Source organism: Actinomycetospora sp. CA-101289 (assembly GCF_050955895.1).
Lineage (GTDB): Bacteria > Actinomycetota > Actinomycetes > Mycobacteriales > Pseudonocardiaceae > Actinomycetospora.
The window spans coordinates 4,466,925-4,485,038 of record NZ_CP192093.1 but is presented as its reverse complement, the minus strand read 5'-3'; the positions used below and the strand labels follow the sequence as shown (position 1 = coordinate 4,485,038).

The 18,114-nt window shown below is 70.2% G+C and carries 9 protein-coding genes and 1 pseudogene; 2 read left to right on the top strand and 8 right to left on the bottom strand.

Features of this window, described 5'->3' with window-relative positions; genetic code table 11:
- Positions 1–501 precede the first annotated feature (501 nt).
- From ACQPX6_RS22330 to ACQPX6_RS22315, 4 genes are all read right to left on the bottom strand, one after another.
- A complete protein-coding gene (locus ACQPX6_RS22330) occupies positions 502–1,077 on the bottom strand; it encodes an SDR family NAD(P)-dependent oxidoreductase (protein ID WP_433782596.1) in 576 nt (191 codons plus the stop codon).
- On the bottom strand, positions 1,037–1,258 hold the full coding sequence (locus ACQPX6_RS22325) for an SDR family NAD(P)-dependent oxidoreductase (RefSeq protein ID WP_433782595.1): 222 nt from the start codon (positions 1,256–1,258) through the stop codon (positions 1,037–1,039). The genes ACQPX6_RS22330 and ACQPX6_RS22325 overlap by 41 nt, the downstream gene beginning before the upstream one ends.
- A gap of 163 nt (positions 1,259–1,421) precedes the next feature.
- Positions 1,422–2,417, bottom strand: a complete 996-nt coding sequence (locus ACQPX6_RS22320) for an SDR family oxidoreductase (RefSeq protein ID WP_433782594.1) — start codon at positions 2,415–2,417, stop codon at positions 1,422–1,424.
- 69 nt (positions 2,418–2,486) lie between these two features.
- Positions 2,487–3,209 carry a DUF3159 domain-containing protein gene (locus tag ACQPX6_RS22315; protein ID WP_433782593.1) on the bottom strand — a complete coding sequence of 241 codons (723 nt, stop codon included), beginning with the start codon at positions 3,207–3,209 and terminating at the stop codon, positions 2,487–2,489.
- Between the two features lie 188 nt (positions 3,210–3,397).
- Between ACQPX6_RS22315 and ACQPX6_RS22310 the strand changes: the two genes are divergently transcribed.
- Both ACQPX6_RS22310 and ACQPX6_RS22305 read left to right on the top strand, forming a co-directional pair.
- On the top strand, positions 3,398–4,282 hold the full coding sequence (locus tag ACQPX6_RS22310; RefSeq protein ID WP_433782592.1) for a helix-turn-helix transcriptional regulator: 885 nt from the start codon (positions 3,398–3,400) through the stop codon (positions 4,280–4,282).
- 317 nt (positions 4,283–4,599) lie between these two features.
- Positions 4,600–4,845 (top strand): annotated as a pseudogene (locus ACQPX6_RS22305) (RNA polymerase sigma factor); the annotation flags it as partial.
- A gap of 50 nt (positions 4,846–4,895) precedes the next feature.
- Here ACQPX6_RS22305 and ACQPX6_RS22300 read toward each other — a convergent pair.
- From ACQPX6_RS22300 to ACQPX6_RS22285, 4 genes are all read right to left on the bottom strand, one after another.
- Complete coding sequence (locus tag ACQPX6_RS22300) at positions 4,896–6,206, bottom strand: hypothetical protein (RefSeq protein ID WP_433788421.1); 1,311 nt, start codon at positions 6,204–6,206, stop codon at positions 4,896–4,898.
- Entirely contained in the window at positions 6,206–7,792 is a 1,587-nt protein-coding gene (locus tag ACQPX6_RS22295; protein WP_433782591.1) for a hypothetical protein, read from the bottom strand. The genes ACQPX6_RS22300 and ACQPX6_RS22295 overlap by 1 nt, the downstream gene beginning before the upstream one ends.
- A 1,929-nt stretch (positions 7,793–9,721) precedes the next feature.
- Positions 9,722–11,521, bottom strand: a complete 1,800-nt coding sequence (locus tag ACQPX6_RS22290; RefSeq protein WP_433782590.1) for a tetratricopeptide repeat protein — start codon at positions 11,519–11,521, stop codon at positions 9,722–9,724.
- A gap of 1,666 nt (positions 11,522–13,187) precedes the next feature.
- Positions 13,188–18,104 (bottom strand): multicopper oxidase domain-containing protein, encoded by a 4,917-nt coding sequence (locus ACQPX6_RS22285; RefSeq protein WP_433782589.1) that lies wholly within the window; start codon positions 18,102–18,104, stop codon positions 13,188–13,190.
- Between the last annotated feature and the right edge of the window lie 10 nt (positions 18,105–18,114).

Sequence of the window (18,114 nt, the reverse complement as noted above, 5' to 3'; positions counted from 1 at the left end):
CAGCTGCACGATCCATCTGAGTAAGCGTGCCCGGGAATGATCTGGAGTCACCTTGAAGATCGCTCCGCACGTCTGTGACCTGCGGAAAGAGTGCGCCGTCAGGGACTCGAACCCCGAACCCAGTGGACGAGAGTCATGTCTGCCGCCGTGTGCTGCGGTTAGCGTTCGTGCTGGTCAGCAACGGTGCAGCTGGCCGCCGATCATCGGCGGTGTACGGCTACCGGCGGCTGTGGTGTGACGTCAGCGGCCACCTATGCGGCCGGTGATCCTCAGTCATTGAATGCGCTGAAGCGGCCGGTCGAAGTGCAGCCGCTCCAAGCCGCAGCGACGCCCTCGGGTCCGGTGTGGTCGTGGGTGCGGCCCGTCTCGACGGTGTCCACTGTCGTGTCTCCCCGCCCTCCCACTGACCAGGTGTGCACCAGGACTGGATGACGAGACGGACGATCTCTTCGGCTCGGAAGGTCGTTCCTGAGGTCATGAGTCTCCCACCCGCGCCGAGTGTTACCACGGAAGGACTGCGCCCTCCCAGCTCGTGAAGGTGCCGGACGGCTCGTGCGGTCCGAACCGGGCGACCCGCACCACTTCACGGATCGCGTCCTCGACCGTGTCCGTCCCCTCGAAGTTGACCAGCGCGGTGTTCGCGAAGCCTGGCGAGACCAGGTTGACCTTGATGTCGCTGGCTTCCAGCTCGATCATCATCGACAGCGTGAGGGCGTTCAGCGCGGCCTTCGATGCGGCGTAGGTCGGGTCGAACGTCCAGTGGTAGACGGAGGCCGGGTCAGCGACCGTGGCCAGGGAGCCGAGGGCGCTGGTCACGTTCACGATTCGCGCGTCCGACGATGCGCGGAGCAGCGGCAGCATGGCCTGGTACACCGCCAGGGGCCCGAAGACGTTGACCTCCCAGACGGCCCGCACCTCCTCGAGGGGCACCGTGCTCGCCTTCGAGACGGCGCGGAACTCGGCCAGGTCGCGGACGTCGGTGCCGATCGTGGCGGCGCCCGCGTTGTTGACGAGGAGGTCGAGCCGGCCAGCGTCCTCACGGATGCGTTGGGCGGCCGCCGCGGATCGAGGTCGCATCGGTGACGTCGAGGTGGAGCGCGGTGGCACCGTCGCCGATCTCGGCGGCCGCTGCCTCGCCACGATCAAGGTTGCGGGCCCCGACGAACACAGTGGTCCCGTCGGAGACCAGCTCTGTGGCGAGTTGCTTGCCCATGCCCTGGTTGGCTCCGGTGACCAGGGCGATGCGGTGGGTTCCCACGATGGTTCTCCTGTTTCGGTGTTGGTGAAGGTGAGGACGAACGCCCTCCGCCGCTGCTGACGAGGGGTGGGGTCGTCGCCGGCGATGGCGCCGTGCGGGGCGACCTCCGGCTCGCGCGCGACGCCTCCAATCTCGAGGCGTCGCGCGCGGCTCGGTGCGAGGCTCAGTGCTGTCGGACGCCGCGAGGCGCGGGCGCGTCGTCGGCCGCGGTGGGGGCGGCGCTGCCGACGGGGACGCCAGCGAGCTCCTCGGAGACCTGCCAGATGCGTGCGGCGTCGTCGGTGCTGCGCAGCGGGCGGTAGAGGCGCTGCTCGGCGGGGGCGCCGCCGAAGTTGCCGAGACCGCCGGGCCCGTAGAAGTGCCCACCGCGGGCCTGCGGAGAGGCCGCGGCGTAGAGGGCGGGGAGTCCGGCGCTGTCGGGGGTTCCGACCAGGATGCCGCGGGCGGACAGGGCACCGATGAACCGCCGTCCCCGGGTCGGCTGGTCGCGTCCGAGCTCGGCGCGGGGGGCGAGCAGGCTGGTCGGGGCGATCCCCGGGTGGGAGATGTTGCTGGTGATGCCCCAGCCCTCGGCGTGGCTGCGCCGGTCGAGCTCGAGGGTGAACAGCCCGAGCGCGATCTTCGATTGGGAGTACGCGGCCATCCCGCCGGCGTAGGAGTTCTGCCACTGCAGGTCGTCCCAGTTGATGCGCCCGCTGCGCGCGGCGACGCTGAGCTGGGAGGTCACTCGCGCGCGGCCCGCGCGCAGCAGCGGCAGCAGGTGCGCGACGAGGGCGACGTGGCCGAGGTGGTTGGTGCCGAACTGCAGCTCGAAACCATCCACGGTGGTCTTGCGCTCGGGTGGGGTCATGACGCCGGCGTTGTTGATCAGGAGGTGGATCGGGCGGCCTTCGTCGCGCAGGGTGGCGCCGAGTGTGGCGACGGAGGCGAGGCTGGACAGGTCGAGTTCACGCAGCGACACGGTCGCGCCGGGGGTCTGCTCGCGGATCGCCGCGATCGCGGCCTGGCCCTTGCGGGGGTTGCGGACGGGCAGGACGACCTCGGCGCCGGCTGCGGCGAGCCGGGTGGCAATCCTGAGCCCGATGCCGTCGCTGGCGCCGGTGATCACGGCGCGCTTGCCGGTGAGGTCGGGGACGGCGATGTCAGGGGTGTGGGACATGGTTGCTCCTGGGGTGAGGTGTTCGGGTCTGGGGCCGGCGATCGAGCGGCGGAGGTCAGGCGACGGGGGTCAGGCGACGGCGGGGGCGCTGGTCGTGATCGCGCGGCGGGCGGCGACGACGGTGACCGCGGCGAGGGCGGCGAACACCGGTGCGGCGGCGACGCCGAGGGCGGCCAGGACCGCGGGTTGGTTCGCGAGGTAGGCCACGCCCCGCAGGACGAGGTTGACCGCGTGGAGCGCGACGCCGGCCAGCGTGGTGAGGGTGTAGATGCGCAGCAGCCGGGGGTGCTCGCGCCAGTCGGCGGGGCCGCCGACCACGCGGTTGAACAGCATCCCGGTCACCGGCCGGCGCACGAGCACCGAGCCCAGGAACAGCACCCCCAGCGCGGCGGGGATCAGGGTGGGGAGCAGGAAGAACGCCCGGGCCTCGCCGGAGAACGCGGCGATACCGGCGCAGACACCGGCCACGGCCAGGCCGACAAGCGCGCCCCGCAGCGGCTCCCGGCGGACCAGCTGCACACCGAAGGCCGCGGGAGCAGCGACGGCGAGGGCGATGAACGCCCAGGTCAGTCCGCCGGCGGCGTCGGCGACGACGAAGGCGATGGCGGGTGCGGCGGCGACGAGGATCCCCGTGACGCCCCCGGAGCGGGCCAGGCTGCCGCGCATCGCCGCCGAGAGCGTTGTCGCCTCCTCACCGCCGGCCGGCTCGTCGGCGGGGCGGTCCGTCGAGCGGTCGAGCGGGACGGGCACGGTGGGGTCGAGTGACGCGGTGGGGCTGAGGTCGTTCGGCACGGGGAGCTCCGCGGGTCGGTGGCTGTGTGCCGATGACGTTCGCGGGTTGGTGGGCGAACAACCACGGCCTGCCGATCCGTGGCTGAGCGGACCCCCCTTCGTTCGCCTGTGGGGTGGATCGACAGTCCGTGGCTGCGCGGTGCACGACACCGGTAGGAACGAGGGCAGCACCGAGGAGAGGCTGAACCATGATCGACCGAGCCGGGCTGGCGGCGTTCCTGCGGCGACGTCGCGAGGCGCTGCAGCCCGAGGACGTGGGCCTGCCGCGCGGTCAGCGCCGCCGGACGAGCGGGCTGCGCCGCGAGGAGGTCGCGGCACTGTGCCACATGTCGACCGACTACTACGCGCGCCTCGAGCGCGAGCGCGGCCCGCAGCCCTCGGAGCAGATGATCGCCTCGGTCGCCCAGGGGCTGCATCTCTCGCTCGACGAGCGCGACCACCTGTTCCGGCTGGCCGGGCAGCACCCGCCCGCCCGCGGCGCGGCCAGCGAGCACATCAGCCCAGGCCTGCTGCGCATCCTCGATCGGCTCGCCGACACCCCGGCCGAGATCGTGACCGAGCTGGGGGAGACGCTGCGCCAGAGCCCGCTGGGCGTCGCGCTCACCGGCGACACCACCCGCCACACCGGCCCCGCGCGCAGCATCGGCTACCGCTGGTTCACCGACCCCGCCAGCCGGGACCTCTTCCCGCCCGAGGACCACTCGCTGCTCTCCCGGCGCTACGTCTCCGGCCTGCGAGCGATCGTCGCGCTGCGGGGCCCCGGCTCCCGGGCCGCGCACCTCGCCGGGCTGCTCCTGCCGCAGAGCGAGGAGTTCCGCACGCTGTGGGAGACCCACGAGATCGGCGTCCGCCCGGACGGCCTCAAGCGCCTCGTCCACCCCGAGATCGGCGCGCTGGAGCTGCACTGCCAGACCTTGCTCGACCCCGAGCAGTCCCACCTCCTGCTGGTGTACACCGCCGTCCCTGGCAGCGAGAGCCACGAGAAGCTACAGCTGCTCTCGGTCATCGGGGCTCCCTCCGCCACCTGGTCCCAGCACGGCGAGCCGGCGCACCTCCAGACCGAGGAGCCCTGATGTCGACGGTGATCCCGTCGTCGATCCCAAGGAGCGGATCGACCTGGCCGCCCACCTGCACGTTCCCGACGCCTTCGACGACCACCGCCCGCACGCAGCGGTGGTGATCTCTACGCCGGGGAGCAGCGTGCGGTCGCGGAACCTCGACCGGCGCGCTGGCGGGGCGGGGTCGGCTGCGCCGTGCCGGCCGCTGCGCCGTGCCGGGCGCCGCGGCTGGACCGCCTGCGGGGAGGCCACGACGTCGGGGCGGACGAGGGGCGCGCTCGGGGCGTTGAGCAGCTGGGCGCAGTGGGGACACCTGCCACACGACGACGACCGTGACGACCGGGACCTGCTGGCGCGCCGACATCGAGCACGGGGACCGCGCGGCGCTCGCCGTCCTGGCCACCCGGCACCAGGACGTGATGATCGGCACGGCCCGACGAGTCGTGGCCGCCGGGGGAGAGGTCGACGACGCGGTGCAGTCCGCGAGGATCAAGGTCGCGACCAGCGCCGCGAGCTACCGGGGCGCTGCCGCCGTCGCCACGTGGCTCTACCGCATCGCGCACAACGCCGCGATCGACGCGTCAGCTCGTTCATCGTCCGCGGCCTCTCGTCCCGTGTCGACGTGTGGTCAGTTGGTAGACCCCCGTCTGCGGCGGAAGTCATCGGCACGTGGCTCGGAGTCGGCGGGTGCCGCCGCCATCGGTCGCGAGGCCGATACCGTGCGACCAGCTCTGGGGGATGCCGGTCGAGCCGACGGAGGCCTGAGCAGCGGCGAGGCCGTCGCCCACACCGCGAACGGCACGGCTGCTGCCCCCAGGGTGAGGTCCAGCTCGGCCGACGGACCGACGAGCAGCCGTTGGACAAGGGACAGCACCGAGGGCGCGAACAGCGCAGCCGCGCACAGCCAGCCGACGCCCGTGGCGCCGGACGGCCGGGTCACCGCCAGCACCACGACCACGAGCGCGGTCGCGCCGAGCGCGATCGCGATCATCCCGACCGTGAGTGCCCGGTCCCCGGTCACCTTCGCGACGGTGTGCAACGGCGAGAAGCGGGCGACGCCGCCGCGCAGAAACGGGACGACCAGGGCGACCCACACCAGAGTCGCGCCGACGCCCACCAGGAGGGCCCGCCGCGCGCCCGCCGCCATCCCGACGGCCGCGACCGCGATCACGACGACCAGCAGCATGTGCGGCCGCGTGCACGTCGCCACCCCCAGGAGGATCGAGGCCCCCGCGAGCACCCACGTGGCCCGTCCCCTCGCGGCGCGCAGGGTCCATGCGACCGCGGCGACCGCCGGGATCGCGCTCGACACCAGGTCGTCGCCAATGACGAACTCCCGCAGCACCTCGAGCCCACCAAGGGCGGTCAGCGCCCACAGCACCGTCGGTCGGGAACGTAGTCGCCAGCCCCCGTTCAGCACCGGGAGCAGGAGGAAGACCCACGCGAGGTTCTGCCACGCGGCGGTTCCGGCGACCCACCAGAACGGGGCGGCCAGGAGGAGCGCCCCCGGCAGCGGTGTGATCGGGTTCCCCACGTAAGTCGTGGCGGTGTACGGGTAGCGACCGTCGGCGAGCTGGGCGAGCGCGACGTCGAGCGCATTGGCCCGATCGCTGCCGACGCCCAGGGCGAAGCCGTATGCGTCAGGGAGGCCCATCACGAACGCCACGACGAGCAGGGCGACGCAGCCGGCGGCCAGTGCCGGGAGGACCCAGGTGGGGGCGCGCTGGAGCAGGTCGGTCCCCCACGGCACGAGCACCGACATCGACGCCGTCACGACGATGCCGTAGCCCACGGCGGCGGCCGTTCCGCCGAGGTTCGTCGCGGTGTGCCACGAGACCACGGCGAGGAGCAGGGCGAGCTGTGCAGGAGCGGGACGCGCGAGGCGCCCGGCCCAGCCCCCGACGAACCATCCCCGTCGACGTGCCCAGCCCGTCGCCATCACCGGCGAGCCGTCGCACGAGCGGGACCCCGTGGCGGTGCGGGCGGGAGATCGGCGAGGTCGGCGTGCGCAGCAGGTGCCCACACACCCGGGCGACGACCGACGATCCCGCGGGCCCGACCTAGGTGCCCGACCCCCGCGGCGACCGCCCCGAGCAGGCACAGCCCGGTCAGGACGAGCACGTACGCCGCGAGCCACACGTGCTTGAACACCTCGAAGTAGCCGTCCCCCAGCACGGCGAGTGCGACGAGTCCGAGGGCCGTCACCGCGCCCAGTCCGGCGGCGAGGCACCAGCGCGCGACCGCGGGCGCCCGGTGTCGCCAGGCCACGGAGCTCGCCGCCGCGACGAGGGCGAACGCCACGAGTGCGGTGGGATACCACGGCGGGTGCGGGCCTGCGTCGAGGACCGTGCGGAGGTCGGGCTGCCGGGCTCCAGACCAACCGGGGTCGCCCCCGGGTGGGGAGGGCCGGGCGGGGTCGGCCGGACCCGACGCAAGGTACGGCAGGTCGGCGCGCATCGTGGCCTGCAGGCCCACGCCCACCGCGCGGAGCAGGACGCCGGGATGACGGACCAGCGCCGCGTAGGCGGCGGAGCGGGTGACGTCGGGCTCGTCGCGGATCGCCCGGCTCCACCAGCCCCCGGTCGGATGCGGCGGTCCGTTGAAGTACCCGTTGCCGGCGAAGGCGGCGGCCTCCGGAGGCAGGCCGAGCTCGGCGGTGGCGTCGGGTCCGAACTCGGGCAGCGCGAGGGTGAACACGATGTCGTGGACGTTCGCGCCCTCGTAGACCGAGTCCTGGAAGCCAGCCGCGGCGCCGATGGGCACGATGACCGCCAGTGCTGTCACCCCGGCGATCACGGGCCCGACCCGCCGTGGCCGGGATCGGCCCACCGCGGTCACCGCGCACACCCCCACGGCGACGACGAGCACCGGCAGGTAGGCCACCTTCGCCGTCGCGGCGACACCACCCCCGAGCGCGACCAGGATCAGCGCCGTGGTGCGCGCGCCGCGCTGCTCGGGCCCGGTGACCATCAGCGCGGCGACGCCGCACGCCAGCGCGAGGGTGCCCAGCAGCCCGGCCGGCTCGGCGTAGGTGGAGACGAAGAACCGCGTCAAGAGGGGGAGTGCGAGCGGTGCGACCGGCACGACCAGCACCGCCGCGCGCCACGGTCCCGAGGCCGAGGCCGCCCACGCCGCGGCGGCCACCACCAGCCCGACGAGCGCCGCGTACCACCAGCCCACGCTGTCGAGCTCCAGCGAGCCGTCGCCGCCCAGGCCGGCGGCCCGCAGCACCAGTCCCGCCGACGAGGGCGTCGACGCGCCGCAGCTCGGCGTGCCTACCGTGAAGTTCGTGACGACACCGGCCTTCCATGCGGCGAGCCGGTCGACAGTGCGCGGGATCAGTCCGATACCGCAGTAGAGTCGGTAGCCGTCGCCGTTGTCCTCCACCCCGAACGTCCGACCCGTGGGCAGGCCGAGCGTGAGGACGACGACCAGGGCCGCGCCGATGCCCGCGCTGCCGGCGAGCGCGGTCCGGCGCCACCCGGCCGGACCGCACTGTCCGTCCGTGCCCGTCGTGGTCGCCACCGCGCACATCGTGCCCGGCGGCGCCGGTCTCGCCCTCGGTGCCCACGCGGTAGACGACGACCGGTTGTCCGGACGTGCTGAACGCGCCGCGGCTCGAGGTGATCCCCGGCCTCGGTCGCGACGATCCGCCTCATCGATGTCCGGATCACCGCGGCGCGGAGTGCGCGGACCTACAGCCGATTGCCGAGTGCGCGTTCATGCAGGTGCCGTGATGTTTTCGTGATTTGAAGAAGCCGTTCGAGATTCGTCTGCGGACTTCCCCGCCGCGGAGCTGAGGGGTAGGTGACGCCGCCGTCTGATCCGGGGAAGGTCCGACAGGGCATGCCTGCTCATCGTGGTCGGCACGAGATGCCGGGTTGGCGCGGTACCTACCGGAGAGCGTCGACGGGTCCGCCCGTCGGACCCGATCGACAAGGCCTCGCCTCGAGCCCCTCGTCGCGCCATGTGGTCGCCGCCGGCGCGCTCGCGGTCTGGGCGTTTGCGGATGGGGCCGTGCTCCACACGAGGTCGGCCGGGCCACCGGAGGCCGGCCGACGACGCGGCCTCGCTGTCGGCACGGAACGCGGCGTGGGCGCAGGAGGTCACCCTGTCCTCACCGCAATCGACACCGAGATCGGGCGGGCCGATGAGATCCGGCGACGTTGGGACGCGTCCTCCCTCGCACGGCGCGGGGGCCCGGCCACGTCCGACCCGAGGACGGAGCGAGCGGGGACACGACAGTGCGCAGCGGGGGGACCGAGGATGAGTCCGGGCCGCGGCCGTCGTCCTGGTGGGGGAGTTCGGTCGGCGGGTTCGGCCCTGGACGATCTTTCCCGTGCGGGTGAGCAGAGGTAGTAAGCGGCCGGTGACCCGAGGTGGGATCAGCCTGAAGATCGCTCGCCGAGTCGCTGACCTGCGGGAAGAGTGCGCCGTCAGGGACTCGAACCCCGAACCCAGTGGACGGGAGTCACGTTGATCCGGGTGATGTGTGGTGCTCGTTTGTGCTGGTCAGCAACCGTGTGGACGAGTGTCGATCATTTGCGATGGACCGTCGAGTGAAGCTGTGGTGTGACGTAAGCGGACACCTAAGCGGTCGGCCTGCGCGATCTTGTTCAACCATGGCGGGGCGAGATCTCTGTGGGGCGGACGTCTCCCTGCGTGCAGGGGAGCCATCGTGGCCGGGGCCGATGACTCGGTCAGGGGAGAGGCGGGGGGTTGGCTCTAGTCCTGCCAAAGATGAGCGGCGTGTAGCAGAGCACGCCAGAAGCTGGGCTCAAGAAAGTACGCTGCGACGGTCCGTTCTCTCTGTGTACCCGTACTGGAAGCGCCGAGTCCGCCCTCATTTACACACGGACGGGTGCCCGGCCGGCGGGTGCAGCGCCCGCAGCTCCAGCGCCGCGCGGTGTCGCGGCTACGTGGGTCGGCTCATCGCCGCCGCCCTCGACGCCGATCCGATTGCCAGCGAGGAGCTCGCCGACCGCCCCCCTGGGACTCAACCGCCGCTGATGCCTTCGAAGCCCTCGCCGTCGGGGCATGTCTGAGACCGGCACGGCATGGCACGACCGCTGCGGCTGTGGAGCACGTCCACGGCGAGCCTGGGCCCGACACGGGCGGCCAGCGCTAGATCCGAACCGGTTGCCAGGCGGGTTCTCGGGGGAGGGGGCTTGCTGGGCCGAGCCCGACGACCACGCCATCGGCCGTTCTCGCGGTGGGCTGACCAACAAGCGCGGGCAACATCAACGACTGCCCGACGTTCCCCGAGCTCGTGCCCGGGCTACGGGTCGCTCCCGCCGGACCGGGCCGGCCACGGACTCGCCCGGGCTACTGTTGGGCGACAAGAGCGACAGCTCACGAGGCAATAGCGGGTGCCGCGCCGCCGCAGCATCGCCCACACCATCCCCGAACCCCGCGACCAGCGAGCCAACCGTGGCTCCCGCAGCGGGCGACTTACTACGGCTGACTGGAGGTCGACACCGTCGCCAGTACGCTGGATGCTCGTTCATAATGAGCTCGCGACCGCTCTCCCTGGCCCAACCTACCAACCGCATCTGCGTAACCGAGTATAGCTTCCGCTTGCTCGCGTCTGGCTCCGACACGTAGATAGAGCTCCTCGGCCGCCTCATACAACGACAAGGCTTGTTCGAAGTTCCCTCGCGCGAAAGCAACCCTGCCGAGCCCGAGTTCGCACTTTGCCACGCCGTGCACGTGCCCGACTTGAGCGTAGAGCGGTCGGGCGTTGAGAAACCGTTCGTGGGCTAGGTCGTGCTGTGCTCGCCTTAGTGAAATCTCGCCCAATGCGGCCAGGCAGTTTGCAACGCCCCGCATATGTGACGCCTCATAATATGCACGCGCCTCCGCATACCTGCTCTCGGCGGAGGCCATGTCCCCTTGGTCGAAGTCGAGGTCCGCCAGGCCCGCTACAGAATCGGCAATCCCGACGCCGTGCTTGATCTCAGCATAGATATCGCGGGCTTCACGGTAAGCCGCGCGCGCGTGATCCAGTTTTCCCTCTGCGCGCGCCACGTGAGCCAAGCCCTTGATGCAGTCGGCTGTGCCCATCTGGTCGTCGAGTGACTCAAATAGAATTCGCCCATCACTGTAGCTGCGATTGGCTCTTTCATACTGTGCGCGCACGAAAGCGATGGCGCCTATGCCTAGGAGGGCATGCGCTTCTCGTCCTGCGTCGTTGATGCGTGCGGCGGAGGAGCGTGCGTCATCGAGCATGAGCGTCGAGCCGAGGCCGGAGAAGCGAATGAACGAGCTGATTGCGACGGCGGCATCTATCGCCCGGGTCGGGTCCGGGCTGTCGAAGCCCATCTTCAACAAAGTATTTACGTTGCCGATCTCATTGGCCAGGCGATCTATTGCATCCGCACCTCCGGGCTCTCCGGCCTGGCGGCCAAGCTCCTCCCCGAGCCGCAGGTAGTAGTTCGAGGTCGTCTGTACGTCATCGAGAGAGGGCGGATGAGACCGTCGAACGTAACTCCGAATTGGCTGAAGTGCCCTTAGTCGATGTCGCTCGTCGAATGCTAACCCAACCCTACAAAGGTTGGACGCCGCACCTATCCCTCTGTTCGGCAGAAGCACGTCCAGCGCAGCCCAATCGACGCCGTTCGGCAGAATCGATAAGAGACTAAGTAGTCGCCGACCGTCCGCGCCAGTGCGCCGACTGGCGAAGGAGACTTCGTATGTCATCTCAGCGGAAGTCAGATCGCTGAGCCCGAGCTTACGACTGGTCTCTCGCCCAGCTATCCACTCAGCCCACAGTCCGGCGAGGCTGGGCTGGCCTTCGGCAAGCGTCCCAAGGAGCCTGATTGCGAGAGGGACGCCGTCCTGCATCTCAAGGAGAGCATCTACATGAGGATCATCCCGCAACTCGTCCCCAGCTACGTCGAGAAAAAGCTTCTTTGCGTGCTCGATTGGCAACGGGGAGACGCGAATCGAACTGTTCCACGGGACGTCTCGCGGGCGGTGGTGACCACGTATGGAACTCACTAGGGCAAGCCCTGGTACGGCCGAAAGAGCGAGAAGCAGATTGACGGTCCCGAGTTCGTCGCTCTCCCAGGGGGTCTCCACGTTGTCGAGTACGAGTACGGCCGGCGCTCTCGACAGCTCCGCGAGCACCTGAGGCAACGCGTTTGTCGAGCCCGCGAACAGGCCGAGTGCACTGGCGATAGCATTCGTCACAGCTACAGCTGAGGTGGCCGCGTTGCAGTAGATGAAGTACCGGCGCCCGCCGTACTTGTTCACGACCGTCGGCCGATGCAAAGTGGCAATACACACGGCGCTCTTCCCGATGCCTGGACTGCCCAAGACTGCGACCGGTCGGGGCCGCTTCGCGCAAGTTCGCCTTGCGAGCAACCCTATCTCACGCACTCGCCCACGAACGAACGGCCGAGCCGGCAACAGGGCCGTAGCCCGCGCAGAGACGTCCCGCGGTGAAGCTAACGGCTCGTCTTGCACGGCAGAGCTCGCTTGTACGGAAGCATCTAGCAGGGGGACAAGCCACCGCGATCCGGATGATTCTTGCACCACACTACCTTCCTTCAAACGTGCAACCGCTGCGGGCCCAAGAACGGCGCTATGTCAGACTACTATGCGTTTCGACGTTACTGCGTCTAAATGTCGCTTCCGCAAAATCCGGGTTGCCTATTGCCTCACCGAACAGCTCGATGCTCCTTGTTCTTGAGTCTCGTGGCTGACTCTCGAAGTGCGACCGATAACCCCGGAGTAGCTGCTGAAAGTGAAGGAAGTCCTTGTCGGGGATCTGGACTGGAGCCACGATCTCGCCGTTTCGGCTGAGCCGGATTTTGCTGAAATAGTCAGGATGCCGACGGGCGAGTTCTCGTCCGGCCTCTTGATACCGATACAAGATGAACGTTTGCTCGTTAGGATGATCGCGCAACCACCTTGTGTAGTCGGGCCACTCATCGAGGCATGTCGGGTCAAAGCGGACCTGCTCTGGGTCGCAGAAGTCGATATCGTTCAAGCTTTCCTTTCCGATCACTTCGGACACTCTGTCTGTCGAACGCGACGGCGCGTCGGGCAGCGCAACGACTTGACGGAGGCTTTCTAAGGCAGCAAGAAGGCCCGCGCTGGTCCTGCGGTCCTCCAAGACGAAACTTGCTACTTGACTCAGGCCCGTTGCGAATTGATCCTGAATCCTAACCTCACGGTCTCGGTGCCGGTCGCGGAAGTATTGAAATGCTCCGAAGCCGACAGCGATCAGCGCTGCAGCGCCGCTAGCGGCTGGAACCCAACTTCGCGCGATAGCGGCCGTACTCGTCTCCTGCTCGAGTTTTCTCAACTCGAGCTCCAGCTTCCTACTAGCCGGATCTGCATTCGGCAGGCCCTGCTCCGGAGTTTGCGCTGTGGCTATGCGTGTATCTGGCGCTTGACGTCCACAACTTATGAGGGCGCCGAGGCACACGGCCGCCAGCAAGGCCCAAGTTAGCGGCCTTCTCCACCACTGACCTGCTAGAAGGCTGCGCCCGCCGGTGCTGGATTTAGCCGAGTCGAACGGCGACGAATGGCCTCTGGCCACTGCTCACCTCCCTAAGTCTGTTCACTTGTGTGATGCGTGATGCCGTCAAGGGGAAGTATGTGCCATGTGGACAGTGTGACCACCCGTACGGGCTAGACTAGACCGTGTACCGTTAGTTGCAGTAGTCCGTAGAGTTGATAAGGCAGATGTGTGGCCCACTCTTGACGACCCGGTCGAGCGGGGCGATGTGTAGCCGGGTCTCACTGTAAGCTAAGTAGCGGTTGACTTCGGCTATAACGAACGCCGCACTCTGGCCCTCGAGACGCCTCGTACTCTTTTTGGAAGTTTCGTCGGACCGCAACTCCGCTGGCCGGGACTGTCGTGCTTCTGGTTGCATCATGTGGCACCAACCTCTCCGATGGAGCACAGACGTCATAATCCGGTCCTTCGGCGCACCTCCTCCAGCGCAGCGGCGACCTGATGACCAATACCGCCGAGGCCTAGGGCGTCGGCTGCGCGTTGCAGCGCTGCCGGAGCGGCGCCGGGACGACCCTCGATGCGCAGCAGGCCCCACAGCCCCTGTTCGAGGGCCCACTTGAGGACGCCCGTGCGGTAGGCGTGGTCTCCCGGCCGCCGGGCCTCGATCGCGATGTCGTGCACGGTCGCGGTACTGAGACCGGAGGCCGATCCGATCCATGGGCTGCGGGGGTGCCACGGGGCGAGGGGCCACGACGTGCCGTGCAGCGTGAAGGTGTGGTTGCGCGGTTTGTCGGCGGCGTACACGAGCCGCAACCAGAGCGAGTCGCCGACCGTGGCGGACCAGACGGGCGTGTGAGGATGCTCGACGGCCATGCCGGTCTCGTGGTGGATCAGGTGGGTGCGGTAGTTGATGCCCTTCTGGCCGGCGTCCTCGGGGTCGTCGCCCGGCTCGACGTCGGGTAGGGGTGCGGTCGGATTGCCGGCCACGAACAGGCGCAGCCCGTCCTGGACGACGAGCACCATCTCGTCGGCGACCCGTGCGCCGTCCCCGTCTAGGAGGTGGACGTGGGTCCCGGTCCAGCGCTCGTCGCCGGTGGTGGGGTCTACGGCCCGGACCCCGGGCGGCTCGACGACGAGAGCGCCCACGAGGCCGTGGTGCCGGTGGTTGCGCACGTCGGCCATGTCCTGCAGGTAGCAAACTTGGCCGATGTCCTGCAGGTGGTGGCTGCCCCGGGCGAGCTCGGGGTCCGCGTACCACCAGTACTCGCGCCAGTTCGGGTCGCCGTCGGCGGCGTGGTCGGGGCGGTGGGCGACCAGCCCCTGCTCGTCGGCGTGGGCCGCGTCGTGCTCGTCGCCGCCATCGGTCAGGAGCGGCGGCACGGTGCTGTCGCGGTTCAAGCCGACGTTGGCCCCGTCGTCGCTGATGACGTCATACCGCAGCAGCGACGGGTGCAGGGACACCCGGGGGCTGACGACGCGGACGTTCTCGTCGAGCGGAAGGGGTGGAGGTGAGGGCTCGGGGCCGAAGCGCTGCTGGCGGGTGCCGACCTCGTCCTCGGGTCGGAGGAGCTCGTTGATGAGCACCACGCGGACCCACTCGCCGGCCCGGGCACGGAGGACGAGCGGCTCGCCGGTGTGGTGCACGCCGCGGGCGCGACGGTCACCACGACGACCACCCGGTTCGTCCACGGGCACAGGCACCGAGCCCTCGGCCTCCTCGTAGACCAGCCCCCAGGGGTCGGTGAGCGCGTCGCCGCTGTAGCGGTGCTCGTGGCGCCGGGCGACCACGACGTACTGCCGGAGGTTCTCCGGGTCGTAGGTGCCGTCGTCGCGGGCCACCGGCCGCGGCGGGAAGTCCCGCCCGAGCGGTCGGGCGGCCGGCTCCGGCGCCAGGGGCTTCCTGCTGTCGCCCGGTTTCGCCGGCAGGGAGCGGATCAACCCCCAGCAGCCGAGCCAGAGATCGTCCATCGCGGCGAAGGCCCACAGGTGGTCGCCGGGCCCGTAGGAGTCGGGGACCTGCTGACCCGGACGCGAGAGTGCCGGCACCTCAAGGGTGAACGCCTCGGAGATCCCGAGGGTCTGCTGGTCGACAAGGGTCGACGAGCGTTCGAGCCAGTCCCGCCGCCATCGCATGCCGTGGACGAGGAAGCTGTGCTGCTCCTCGTGGGAGCCCTGGATCAGCCGGATGCGCAGGCGCTCGCCGGGATGGGTCCGGAAGACGGGGGTGTCCGGGTCTCGCCGCTCGAGGTCCTCCGGCCGGCCGGCCGCGGGCGGCAGCGGTTCGACGCGCTCGTCACCGTCATCGTCGCCGGCGTCCGGGTCGTCGTGGGGGCTGCTGCTGAACCAGCGGGAGGGGTCGTCGCCCCGCTTGGTCAGCGGCGCGCAGCGGTAGTTGACGGCCATAGCGCCCGGGTCGTCGTCCCCGCCGAGCGTGCCGGGCGGGTTGAGGGGCCGGCGGCCCTCGCCGTCGGGGGCGGTGAGGGGCACGAAGTCGCCGACGGCCAGGCACGCCTCGCGGAACGGCGTGGTCCCGTCGCCGTGGACGACGGCCTCGACACCGACCGTCGCCGTCGTCTCCTGGTCCCTGCCGTAGGACTCGGGCGTGACCCAGCGCGACCCGCGGGGCTCGGCGACCAGCGCGGCGAACAGTCCGTGCTTCTGGCGGAAGTTGGCCAGCAGGTGGTCGTGGAAGAAGCATGGCCCGAACTCCTCGTCCACCACCCAGCGGTGGAAGCTCGTGTTCGCCGCCAGGCCATGGCCGGCGAGCTCCTCCATCGGCGCGGGGCAGCTGGCGCCCGACAGGTAGTTCCATCCCGTCGAGGAGCCGTCGGCCGCCAGGACGTCGAACTTCACCAGGTGGACGTGTAGGCCGCACTCGACCGGCAGCTGGGCGAGGTCGAAGGCGTCCGGCGGGAAGATCCCGCCTTCATGGTCCCTACCCAGCTCGTTGGTCAGGGTGAGCTCGACGAGGTCGCCGTGGTTGGCCCGGGCGAACAGGGGCGCGCGGGTGACCGGCTCGCCGCCGTCGGGCTGCGGGAGATCGATCGGGACGTCGTCGACGGAGGCGGCGGTGACCTCGTAGAAGTGCCCGCGGTCGTCGCGCCAGCCCCACCGGTTGTAGGGCACGCACTTGGAGCGGACCGTGACCTCGTAGTGCACCAGTCGCGTTGGCTCCCGGCTGTTCCACCGCGCAGCGTCGCCGTCGAGATCGACGAACACGGCGCCCGGCTGTGGGTCCGCCGCCACCGTCGCCGGCACCGCCGCGAGCTCGTCGGCGGAGGCCAGCGTGCCCTCGTACACGAGACGTCGCCGACCGACGGCGTGTGCCTCGTCGAGCGCCGGCGGCGGTGGCGACTTCTGCGGGTACACGGCGTCGACGAACCACGGGAAACCGACGCGGCCGCGCTCGGGCGGGCGGTGCGGCAGCGGGCGTAGCGGGTGGCACACGGAGCCGTCGGGGTGGGGTCTCGTGCCGTCGACCTCGACGTCGAAGCTCCGCCACAGGCCCCACATGCCGTGGTGGAAGTGGGGATAGAGGTGGCAGTGCCAGATGATGTCGCCGAAGGCGTGCTGCCGGCTGCCGGACCCGTAGAGCGGTTCGATCGTCACCGCGGTCTGGGGACCGATGGTGATCGAGTCAAGCAGCTGCGACCCCCGCGCGACCCCTGGGGTGTCGTCCGGGTCCTGGATCGCCCGCCACTGGTGGACGTGCAGATGGAAGACGTGGGTCTCCTTGACCCCGGCGTGGATCAGGCGGACGCGCGCGGGGTCCCCGCGGTAGGCCCGCGGAATCGGGGTCTGCGGATCGCCAAACAGCCAGGAGCTGTGGTGCTGCTCCTCGCCGGCGACGTACTCGAGCCAGTCGTCCCCGCGGCGCGCGGTCCGGAAGACCTCGCCCAGCTGGGCGTCGAGCTCCCGATGGAACGCCTGCCTCTCGACACCTCCCGCCGGCTGCTCGGCCGTACCGTCGACGAGCCGCCGCATACGGTGGGGCAGCCGGTTCGGCATGGGCTCCGCCCGGTAGTTCAGAGGCATCACGGTGTGCTCGACGTCGCCGACGTGGAAGCCGCTGTGGACCTCGGGCTCGTCGTGGAACACCACCGTGAACTCGCGGTGGCTCACGAGTCGCCGGCTCAGGTCGACGTACTCCTCCGCGCCCGGCTCGTCCCGCTGGTCGATCGTCGGGTACGGCTTCTCACCGGGCACGTGGATGTCGACGTCGGGACCGGAGCCGAAGGGCGACCAGGTGAGGTCGTCGCCGGTCTCCGGGTCCTTCCAGTGCACGCCCGGGGGCTCGACCATCAACGCGCCGAACAGCCCGTGGGCGTTCGTGCCCCGTTCGGTGCCTCGCAGGTCCCCGAGGTCGTTGAAGACCCAGACGCCTTCCCGGTGGGCGTGCCAGAGGTAGCGACGTCGCTCTCCGGCGGGGACGAGGCTCGTCGGGTTGCGGCCGACCGCGGCGCCGTCGTCGACCTCGACGCCCCGTGCCCCATCGGTGGAGATGCCGTCCCCCTGGAGATGGACGCCGACGTCCCGCCCACGGATCTGGTTCTCGAACTCGAGGCGGATCGTGTCGCCCTGGTGCGCCCGGAGGACCAGCGGCCGCACCAGGGGTACGGGCTTCATCGGGTCGACGCGCGTGTAGTGGTTCGCCGCTGGCCGGCCCTCGCGTAAGGCGGCGGCCACCCCGGCGGCGTCGGCCGGCCACCGATCGTTGAGGAGCAGCCGGTCAACCTGCTCCGGGGTCAGCCCGGTCTCCCGGGCGAGGCGAGCCCGGTCGTAGCGCCGTCGGGGGTCGGATTCGACGCGGCGGAACCAGGCCTCGATGCCCTCGTGGGCGTCCTCGAGGGCGACCTGCCACTCCTTCCGGCGCCGTTCGAGCTCCGCGACGTCGATCCGCCCGTGGCGGGTGGGCAGGCTGCGCTGCCGTCCGTCAGTGAGAATGTCGAACAGGAGGGCGATCTGGTCGACGACGTGCCGGACGTTGTGCTCGATCGCGCCGACCTCGGGATCGAGGCGCCGGCGCTGGGCATCGTCCTCGGGGCGCTCCGCCCGCGAGTCGCCTGCGTAGTCGCGGAGTTCGCGTAGCAGCCGCTGCCGCTCGCCACCGGCCTCCTGGACCATCGCCTCGAGTCGCTCGTGCACGAGCAGGTAGTGGTCGAGGTCGTCGACGAGCACCTGGATGTGCTGGCGGCGCAGCTGCAGTCGCGGGAGGTAGCGGTCCTCGTCCTCCCAACGCGCGCGCAGCCATTCGAGCAGCGGGAGGTGGCCGCGCATCGCGAACATCAGCCCGTCGCGGTCGTGGTCGCCGTCGATCGTGTAGACGATCGGCATCTGCAGGGCGACGATGCTGTACCGGCGCAGGGCCATGGTTCCTCCC